Origin of the sequence: Nocardia crassostreae (assembly GCF_001613405.1) — a bacterium.
GTDB classification, from domain to species: Bacteria; Actinomycetota; Actinomycetes; order Mycobacteriales; family Mycobacteriaceae; genus Nocardia; species Nocardia crassostreae.
Window position 1 is genome coordinate 23,746 of sequence record NZ_BDCH01000048.1, and the last position, 9,941, is coordinate 33,686.

A 9,941-nucleotide genomic window follows, 5' to 3' on the forward strand; every position below is an offset into this window, starting at 1 on the left:
CCTGATCTTTTGCAACGGTCCCTTTCCGCGAGATGGGATTGGACAAATCAGCATCAGGCCATCCAGGTTCGGTCACCTCGGTCAGTGGCGCGCCGCGATCGCGTCGACAGCGTCGTACAGTGCTGCCGCCACCCGCCGCGCCTGTGTTGGCGTCACGTCCATCCACTCCTTCTCCGGCAGATGCAAACGCACCCGCAGCACCGGCGACACGCTGTGGACATCGAACCCCACTAGCTGAGTCGCTACAAACGCGTCGTGCAGTTGCGGGCCGCGGACCCGCAGTCGTTGCGGCTCACCGTGGTGGCGGAACGGGTCGGCGACCAGCGATGGCGGATGCCGCACACACCATGACGGGCACGGCCGGGCGGGCACCATCGGACCGTTGTCGGCGGCTCCCACCAGCAGATCGGCAAGGGTCCGCGCCTGCGACGCGGTCAACTCCGCGTCCACGCGGCTGGGTGCGATCAGATCGATATGGGGGTCCAATGTGTGCGCACGCTCGTCCGCTGCTATCTGAACCCCCACCCACGCTTCCCGCAACGTTCCTCGTTGGGCATCGACCGGGATCTGCACCTCCCGCCCGCGATGCGCACCACCATCATGCGGGTCGCATGCGTCTGCCGGAAGGTACTCAATACACCACGGCGGGCAACCAACTCCACTCACGTTCGCAATCCCCTTGTGTTACTTGCTATCGTGCGCAACTCTGGTGCGCACGGTCACCGAGAACGCGAGCGCGCGCCGTAAAGCAACCGCTGATCCCAATGCGCCACAACTATTTACGCGAATCCAGGCCCATCGCGTCGATCTCCAACCTACCCTGAACCATCCCCCGGTTGGGGAGTTATCTGACGGTGGCGAGCTGTCCGCGGTGCTGCGGCAGGGCGGTGTCGTGCCCGGTTCGTGCCGCCTGCGTCACTATTGCCCTGGCGCTTGTGACATTTTGTGTCGCAACATGTACTGCTCGCGTGCCGCATTCGGGTGCAGTGACGCTGAAAGAGTCTGGTAAACAAGGGAATTCACGCTCTTGTGGCCACTGGAGAGGTTCGCGGACCCTACCGGTCAACGTGATTGCCTGACGGTTGCTTGACTGCTTGCAGTTGGGCGTGATGCGCCCATTCTTGAGATCCTGCATCGCAGATTCACCTGGAAGAGCGGTTGATCACGTGACCATGCTGAATGTTTACTGGCGTGTGTCTGAATGCGCTTGGACCAGCTCGCAGTTCACCCACTCCGGTTGTTCCCGTACGCAGTGCCCTGCCACTGTCTCGTTTCGTCGAGGCCTGAGGAGTAGCTGAGAAGTCAGGTGTGGGCAGCGCCCTTCATCTCTCAGGTGCCGACTTGTCCTGTTCGCGAGAAGTTTTCACAGTGCCTTGATGTGTCGGGGCGGGTGTTGGGTTGAGGGGAAGTCGTGTTAATGCGTGTCCGTGGGCGGTTCCGGCCGCGTGTGTTCGCTTCGGCGTTCACGAGCGCTGTCGTTCTGATTGTGACGGTGGCATTGGGGGTGTCCCTGGCTCACATCGTGCTGGCACCCCAGGCGGCGGCGGCGCCGAAATCGCCCAAGCCGAGCAATGTTCCGGTACTGACACCGGTCAACAACGAGAAACCACTCAACAAGGAAGAGCCCGCACAACCGGTCGCGGACTTCGCGCCGCTGGCCGGTTTGAAGGTGCCCGCGTCCGGGGTGCATGCCGGTTTCGATCCGAAGACCTCGAAAGAGACCGAGCGGACCGAGAAATCGGTGACGTATACGAATGCGAACGGATCGACCTCGGTCGTGCTGTCGCAGACCCCGATCAGCGTGCGCAACGAGCACGGGGATTGGGTCGCCATGGACACCCGCCTGGAAGCCAAGCCCGGCGCGAAGGCCGGTGCGGTGCGCGACGGCGCGAACACCGAATTCGCCCAATACGCCGACGACCCCGCGCTTCTGAGCGTGGACACCGGCAACGCGCCGGTCACCCTGTCGCTGGACGGGGCGAAGAAGTCCCAGGGCAAGGTCGCCGACTCGGAGGTCACCTACCCCGACGTGGCGCCCGGCCAGGACCTGCAGTACACGGTCGAACCCGGCGCGATCAAAGAAGAGATCATTGTCAAGAATGTCCAGGCCGTCGGGGACGGCAAGTGGACGTTCACGATGAAACTCGGTCAGGGATTGACCCCGCAGATCAAGGGCGACGGGGTCATCGTCGTCGATGCCAAGGGCACCCAGGTCGCGGCGCTGCCGCCGATCGAAGTCTGGGACTCCGCGGTCAAGACCGACAAGAAGAGCAAGAAGACCACACCGGCCCCAGCCCGCACCGGGGGCAAATACGCGGTCGCCAAGAAGGGGGACGCGTGGTCGCTGACGGTGACGGTGGACAAAGGTTGGTTGACCGACAAGAAGAGGGTCTTTCCGGTCACGGTCGATCCGACCTACACCTACGGCTTCGGGGCCACCGCCGAGACCCGCGCGTACAACTCGGTCAACGGTGCCGAGTGTGTCAACACCTGCGGCATCCAGGTCGGCGACAGCCGCGCCAACAACGCGAATGTGTTCTGGCGCTCGGTGTTCCGCTTCGACTACACGACCTTGTTCGGCAAGAACGTCGTCGGTGCGCGCATTGACTTCAAACGCACCGGTACCACCGGGACCGCGGCGCCCGTAACGTCGACGCTGTATCAGGCCAAGAGTCCGATCAACTACGGTGCCACCGGCGCCGAGCTGGCGACCGGGTCGATCGGCGACACCGGCATGATGTACTCCTCCGCGCTCACCTCGTTCATCGCGGACAAGGTGAACGCGAAAGCGAACGACGGCTGGTTCATGCTGTCCGGCGGCGAAACCGACGAACTGTCGCTGAAAGCCCTGCAGGCCAGCCTGATCGTCGACTATGGCACCCCGCCACCTCCGACCATCCTGGTCGGGCCTGCCGACGAGAGCATCATTGCTACTCCCACCCCGACATTGAGCGTCGCACCGGTCACCAACCCCTCCGGGCAAGGCACGCTGTACTGCTTCAAGGTCTCAACCGGGTTCGACGGCCACTCCGGCACCGTCGTCGACTCCGGATGCTTGAAGGACCCGAAATGGACGGTGCCCAAGAACGTCCTGCACGACGGCGGTAAGTACACCTGGACCGTCCTCACCGCCCTGGAAGGTGGTGTCACCACGACTACCCCGCAGTGGGTCGGGCACTTCACGATCAACCAGCGGATGGGCGCCAACACGATCTCGCCGGTCGACAAAGTCGGCGATCTTAGTGTGAATCTGTTCAACGGCAATCTCTACACCGACAGTGGTGGCCCGAAGTTCACGTCGGTGGGCGGCGAATCCGGGATCACGTTGGCGTACAACTCCCGTGCCGGTGAGGCTCACGGCGTGCGGGCGTCGTATTTCAACGACTCGACTCATACCGGTCAGGCCGACGATATTCCGGTGCTGGTGCGGACCGAGCCGACGATCAACCTGGACTGGGGCAACATCCTCAGCAACAGCATGGACAACGCGCCGTGGCGGCCGAATCCGATCCCGACAGGGTTGAACAAGGACTGGTACGTCATCCGCTGGGAAGGGTTCTTCAAGGCCCCGGCCACCGGTGACTTCCGCTTCGGTGGCGTGCACGCCGAGGGCGCCAAGATCTGGATCGACGGGAAAGTCGTCTACGACAATCCGAAATCCTCCGGCCTCGCCTCGGACTTCAACACCGCTACGGCCAAACGGGCCGACGAGGTGTCGCTCAAGGCCGGCCAACGAGTGCCGTTGAAGGTGGAGCTGTACCACCACACCGCCAACGAGACACCGCGAATGGTGCTGTGGACCAAGGGCACCGACAACAGCGGCTGGGGCGGCGGGTGTGCCCACAACATCGCCCCCCAAATAGTCAAGACCGACTGGCTCTATTCCGCCGACCCGCCACCGCTGCCGGGGGATGGACGCTGGGTGTGCAGGGCAGCTCCTACAGTCGCGCCGAAACGCTCGACGGCTCGGTGGTCCTCACCGACGCCACCGGTTCCAAGCACACCTGGGCCAAAACCTCCACCGGCGGGTACACCCCACCTGCGAACGAGGACGGGGTGATGGCCGTCGACTCCTTCGGCCGGATCACCCTCACCGAGGGCGATGTGGTGTCGGTGTTCAACCCCGACGGCACGCTCGCGACGGTCGCGTCGGTGCTGGACTCGAAGAAACCAGCAGCACTGCAATACCTCTACAGCGGGACCGCGCCGCGGCTGACGCAGGTCAAGGACCCGGTGTCGGGCCGGTCGCACACGCTGTACTACAACACGGATGACAGCGACAGCTGCTATGGCGGGGCCGCCAAACCGGCGGGCAAGTTCACCGTGCACGACACCAACAGCCCCAGCGCGGAAGGCAACTACGCCAAAGCCGACATCATCGGCAGCGCACCCAAGCAGATGCTGTGCCGCATCAAATACTGGGACGGTACCGAAACCCGGTTGTGGTACTCGATCGCTGGCACCCTGGACCGCATCGAGAACCCCGGCGGGCAGATCACCGACTACAGCCACGAGGCCGAGGCCAGCGCCCTGCTTTGGGTCGAGAAATACGGCTTCCACAGCAAAGATGGCCAGCACGCTATCAATGGCATCGGTCCGATGAACCAGACCCGCAGCAGTCTCGCGGTGGACTGGATGGCCACGCAATCCTCGCCGACCACCTACAACACCGAGCTCACCTCGATCGCTTACATCTCGGCCTACGACCCCTGGTCCGTTCCCGGCGTGGACCAACCAGGTGCCCGACCAGAACTCATCTCGCGACCAGCCCCCGACGGCCGCGACCTACGAAGCCGCCCGTACCACCGCTATGAGTACGCGGCACCTGGTCAGAATGTCACCTACGTCAGTCTGCCCAACGTCAACCGTGCCAAGAAGGTCACCTTCGACGCTGCGGGCCGCGCTCTGACAGGCACCGACGCTGACGGTGTGACCACCGGGTTGGAATGGAACCACAAGGACAAGATCACCGCAGTCGTCGACGGCACGGGTCGGCGTACGACCCACGTTTACGACCACGCCGACCGTGTCACCGACAGTTTCGGGCCCGGCCCGGCCTCGTGCTTCCAGGGCCAGGTCCCGACCGTTGCGTGTGCGGAGACTGTCCCGCGCGCTCACTACGGTTACGACGAGGGCACCCTCGGGTTGCAGGCCACCCTGTACGACAACCGGTTCTTGTCCGGTGTCCCGGCGGTGTGGCAGACAGGCGTCGGCACAACGGATGGCACATTGGCCCGCAACTGGGGTGCCACGCCACCGGTTCTCAATACCGACGGTTGGTCGGCTCGGTTCACCGGTGAGATCCAGTTCCCAACTGCCGGTGAGTACAAGCTCGGGTTCACCGTGGTCGACGGTGTCCGGTTGTGGATCGACGATGTCCTGATCGTGGACAGCTGGACCGACAAGGCTGCGACCGCGGTCTCGGGGACCTACACGAACAACGCTGCAGGGGCGAAACATCGCGTCCGCATCGACTACTACAACCGCGCCGGCAACACCGCAGCGTTGAACTTCGCCTGGACCCCACCGGGCAGCGAGGGCATGGCAACGGTTCCCGGCCAGCACCTGGCACCGCGCTACGGATATGAGACGAGCAAGACCGTTCACAACACCTCCGGTGGCAGCGTGGAACGTGCGCCGTCGACGACGGTGGCGACTGGATACTCGGACCCGGCCAACGGGATCGACCCCGTGTTCGGGCTGGTCGTGTCGAAGATCAACGACCCGGGCGGGTTGAACCTGGTGCGGCGCAACAGCTTCGAGAAACCCGGTGAAGGGTTCTTGCGCAAGCTCGCCCACGCCCTTCCCGGGGGCGATATCACCGCCGAAAGTAAGCGCGGCGACTTCACTTACTACGGCAACTCCGAGACCCGCGCCAACCCGTGCGTATCCGGCTCTGCCGCGGTGAATCAGGCCGGGATGGCGGAATGGGTCGCCGCGGCGAGTAACTCCGACGGCGTCGCCAATGTCGTCGAGATGGTGTACGACGGTGCCGGCCGCATCGTCGCCGCCCGGATCAACGACGAGCCGTGGGCGTGCACCAGCTACGACAGCCGCGGTCGCGAGGTCAAGGTCCTTCCCCGCGCAGGGTGGACAGCCCGCACGCAACATCACCTTCGACTATGCCGTGGGCGGCAACCCGCTCGTCACCAAGGCCAGTGACGAGTCCGGATCCACCACCACCGTCGTGGATCTGCTCGGTCAGGTGACCTCCTACACCGACGTCAACGGCGCGGTGACGACGTTCAAATACGACATCCACGGGCGGAAGACCAGCGAGACCAGCGCCGTCAAGGGTGTCACCTCGACCCTGGCCTACGGGTGGACCAACGCCTCCCGCCTGAATCGTCTCGACCTGGACGGCACCACCGTGGCTACCCCCGTCTACAACGCGGGACTGCTGCAGAGCGTGGCCTACGGCAACAACTCCAGCCTGGGATTGACCTACAACGGCGCCGCGTCGGTCACCGCGCTCACTTGGAAAACCGGTGGCACCACGGTCACCGATACCGTGACCCGCTCACGGGATCAGCGCATCACCGATGACGTGATCACCGATACCGCTGGTGGCGGGGCTCGTTACGAGTACGCCTACACCTACGACGGTGTCGGCCGGTTGACCGGCGCCACCATCCCCCACCACGAGCTGGTCTACAACTACGCCCCCGACAACGGGTGCGGACCGAACAAGAAGGCAGGCCAGAACACCAACCGCACCTCCATGGCCGACAGCCTCAACGGCGGCCTGCCAGTAACGACGCTGTACTGCTACGACGACGCCGACCGACTGCTATCCACCACCGGCGCCACCGCACTGTCGTTCGAGTACGACGCCTACGGCAACGCGATCAAGGTCGGCACCGACACCCTCGGCTACGACTCCACCCGCCGCCACATCACCACCAGCACTGCAGCGGGTAACTCGGTGAAATACACCCGCGACGTCACCGACCGCATCACCGCCCGCACCGTGCAAACCGGAACCGACCCGGAAAAGGTCACCCGCTACGGATTCATCTCCAACTCCGGTGGCCCGGAGTTTGTCCTCGACTCCGTGGGCGTACTACGCCAGCGGATCGTGAAACTGCCCGGCGGTGTCGTTCTCACCAAGAACTACACCGGCACCAAGGCCACCAACTGGGCCTATCCGGCCATCACCGGCGGCAGCATTCTGTTCACCGCCGACGGGACCGGCGCGCGTACCAGCGCCGTGCACCTCTACGACCCGTTCGGCCAGACCATCGACCCGGTCACAGGCCAGTTCAAGGACATCCCGATCCCGTCCACCGCCGAAGGCGGCATGGACTTCGGCTACCTCGGACAACACACCGTCCCCGTCGAACACATCGCCAGCCAACAAGCACTCGAAATGGGAGCCCGCACCTACCTCCCCGTCCTAGGCCGATTCCTACAAACAGACCCCATCTCCGGGGGCTCCGCCAACAACTACGAATACTGCAACGCCGACCCCATCAACTACCTCGACCTCACAGGCAAGTGGGCCGCCCTGGCTATCCCTGTGATCGCCGTAGGCCTGGGTGGCCTCGCTGCCGGAGCTGCTGGAGCTGCGTTAGCTTTGGCAACCGGAGGCACCTCTGGACTAAACGAGATGGCCGTGGAGGCAGGCGTCGGAGCGATGGCCAGCCTCATGGCGGATGACAACGCCTCGAATCAGGCACCGCCCGCCAAAGAAACACCAGCCGCCCAAACTACCCCGGATCCAGGAATTTCGGGCGGGGGAACGGCGCGAGCCACCCCGTACAGTTGGGTTGAAGAAGAAGCTATGAAATATATCCAGGCGAACCCAGAAAGGGGTGAAGTACTAGAGGGTGTGAAGATGAGTGACTCGGAGCGAAACCTGTACGCAGAAGACGGGTGGGTCAAGATGGAGTACGCGGAAGTTGGTGAATACAACATTCATTACGAATATAACACGAGAACCGGTGAAGCCACCGACTTCAAGTTCTTGTAAAAGGAGTGAACCTTCACATATGTGGATTGCTGTGCAAGATCACTGGCAACGAGTTGAATAGCTGACACGGCGCGCGGTTCGGAATGCATTGCACCGAACCGCATCGATATCGCGTACAGTCTGCTAGTTATGTTGAATGATGTAAGGTGGGCGAATGTGAGAATTCTATGCATCGGACCGGTTGAAAGCGAGGCGCGAAATGAGTCAGGTTCGGGGCCTGCGTACCTGCATCCCGTAACTGTCGGCGCTGTATACACTGTCTGGGCAATGGTGTTGCAGAATAATCGTTTGGGTGTCTTGGTCTTGGGCAATGATGGGTGGCCCGAGTTGGTGCCGCTCGATTTGTTCTCCGTAGTGGATGGTGCGCTTCCCAGCGGCTGGGAGTTTGTGGCAAAACCCGGATTCCGGACTGCTCTATGGGGGTATCCGACACTCGTCAGAGACCCTGAGCATATTGGTGCCCTTAGGGCTCGGAAACAAGAGGCGCGTGACGTTTTCCTCGCCGAGGCTGGTGCGGTTGGATTCGATGAAAAGAGCGGGAAGTTTTTCGAGTATTTGCGGTAATAATGCTGAGACGTAACGGATATCTACAAATGAAAGGAACACGCCGGTGAGAATTCAGGGGGCCGGGTCGATTGCAATTATTGTGCTCGTCGGCGTCTCTATCGGAGCGTCTGCCTGCGCCGACGGCGACAACCAAACGAGGCCAGCCAAGATCACTGCGGCGAAGCCCAGCTATCCCTCTGCCCCGCCTGTTGCGACCCTCAACGCGGATCTGCAAATGGCTCTGGACCCGAACGTTCCCAACGACCAGAAGCTGGACCTTGTACAGGGAGCGGCGGTCGACCCGAGCCTGCCCGAGCGCTTGACTGATTTCTACCGACAGAAGAACGCCACCCTCGCCATCACGAAGGCCAATGACCTGGGCAACGGTGTCCTCGGCGCAGAAGCACAGGCGGCGGTCGACGGCGGTCAGCCACAGCAAGTGACCGTGCCCTTCGTGGTCGAGGACGGTAAGTGGAAGATCCAGAAGGAATGGATCTGCACCATGCTGACCTTCAGCAACCAAACCTCGCCTGCGTGTGGCTGACGGAGCGACTTGCCCACCAGCACTCATCAGTATCCGTCGGGGATGAACCGCCACAAGTAAAGGGCCGACTTCGGTTTCCGATCGGCGTTGGTCGGCGTAGCGATTGTTGCGAGTAGTACGTGGGTGGGTCAGGTAGTCCAGCCGTGACTGGCGCCGGACGTTTGTCCCAGTCGCACTACTCCATCAGGGGACTGCCCCGAGTTCGGTTGACTCGCGGGGTGTGGTGTTTCAGGTCGCGAGTGCGGGCTGATTGGTTGTCTCAAACTCGATCGGTGTCAGGTGGCCGAGTCGGCGTTGCCGTCGACGGCGGTGGTAGGTCCGTTCGATCCAGACGACGATCGCCAGGAGCAGTTCTTCTCGGGTCGCCCAGTGCCGGCGGTCGAGGACGTTGCGTTGCAGCAGCGCGAAGAACGATTCCATCGCGGCGTTGTCACCAAGCCCCGACTCGCCCCATTGAGCCTCGTAATCTGTTGGCCGACAACGCATGCACGAATCGTCGGGAGCGAAATTGCCTAGGCTGCCTCGGTCGGAGTGGACCACGGTGCCGGCTGGTGAGCGGGTCGCGACCGCGTTGCGCAACGCAGCCACTGTCAGGGCGGCGGTCATGCGTTCGTCGATCGAGTAGCCGACGATCCGGTTGGAAAAGCAGTCCTTGATCGCGCACAGATAGAGCTTGCCTTCGCTGACTTGGGTTCGGTGATATCGTTGAGCCACAACCGGTTTGGTGCTGCTGCGGTGAACTCGCGAGCGACGAGATCGTCATGGACGGGTGGACCCGCACGCCTGCCGAGGCCGCGTTTGCGGGCGAACACCGACCAGATCCGCTGCTGTGAGCACAAACGTTGCACCCGATTCTCACTCGCGCGGATGCCGCGGTCT

At 62.9% G+C, this 9,941-nt stretch carries 7 protein-coding genes and 1 pseudogene; 5 read left to right on the forward strand and 3 right to left on the reverse strand.

Going from position 1 to position 9,941, the window contains the following annotated elements; all coding sequences use genetic code 11:
- Positions 1-81 precede the first annotated feature (81 nt).
- Both NC4_RS38055 and NC4_RS41290 read right to left on the reverse strand, forming a co-directional pair.
- Positions 82-666 carry a DUF6907 domain-containing protein gene (locus NC4_RS38055; RefSeq protein ID WP_439957594.1) on the reverse strand — a complete coding sequence of 195 codons (585 nt, stop codon included), beginning with the start codon at positions 664-666 and terminating at the stop codon, positions 82-84.
- Positions 667-1,515: 849 nt separating this feature from the next.
- Complete coding sequence (locus tag NC4_RS41290; protein ID WP_169814945.1) at positions 1,516-1,809, reverse strand: hypothetical protein; 294 nt, start codon at positions 1,807-1,809, stop codon at positions 1,516-1,518.
- Positions 1,810-1,876: 67 nt separating this feature from the next.
- Between NC4_RS41290 and NC4_RS38060 the strand changes: the two genes are divergently transcribed.
- From NC4_RS38060 to NC4_RS38070, 5 genes are all read left to right on the forward strand, one after another.
- Positions 1,877-4,060, forward strand: coding sequence for a PA14 domain-containing protein (locus tag NC4_RS38060; protein WP_169814946.1), 2,184 nt, complete (start codon positions 1,877-1,879; stop codon positions 4,058-4,060).
- Positions 4,060-6,162, forward strand: a complete 2,103-nt coding sequence (locus tag NC4_RS39795; protein WP_157555479.1) for a PA14 domain-containing protein — start codon at positions 4,060-4,062, stop codon at positions 6,160-6,162. The genes NC4_RS38060 and NC4_RS39795 overlap by 1 nt, the downstream gene beginning before the upstream one ends.
- On the forward strand, positions 6,128-7,972 hold the full coding sequence (locus tag NC4_RS38065; RefSeq protein ID WP_067549300.1) for an RHS repeat-associated core domain-containing protein: 1,845 nt from the start codon (positions 6,128-6,130) through the stop codon (positions 7,970-7,972). The genes NC4_RS39795 and NC4_RS38065 overlap by 35 nt, the downstream gene beginning before the upstream one ends.
- A 267-nt stretch (positions 7,973-8,239) precedes the next feature.
- The gene (locus tag NC4_RS40870; RefSeq protein WP_157555480.1) at positions 8,240-8,536 is read left to right on the forward strand and encodes a hypothetical protein; all 297 of its coding nucleotides are present in this window, start codon (positions 8,240-8,242) and stop codon (positions 8,534-8,536) included.
- A gap of 46 nt (positions 8,537-8,582) precedes the next feature.
- Positions 8,583-9,062 carry a WKL family lipoprotein gene (locus NC4_RS38070; protein WP_067549303.1) on the forward strand — a complete coding sequence of 160 codons (480 nt, stop codon included), beginning with the start codon at positions 8,583-8,585 and terminating at the stop codon, positions 9,060-9,062.
- 228 nt (positions 9,063-9,290) lie between these two features.
- On the opposite strand, the pseudogene NC4_RS38075 reads toward NC4_RS38070, so the two are convergent.
- Positions 9,291-9,941 (reverse strand): annotated as a pseudogene (locus NC4_RS38075) (IS3 family transposase); the annotation flags it as partial.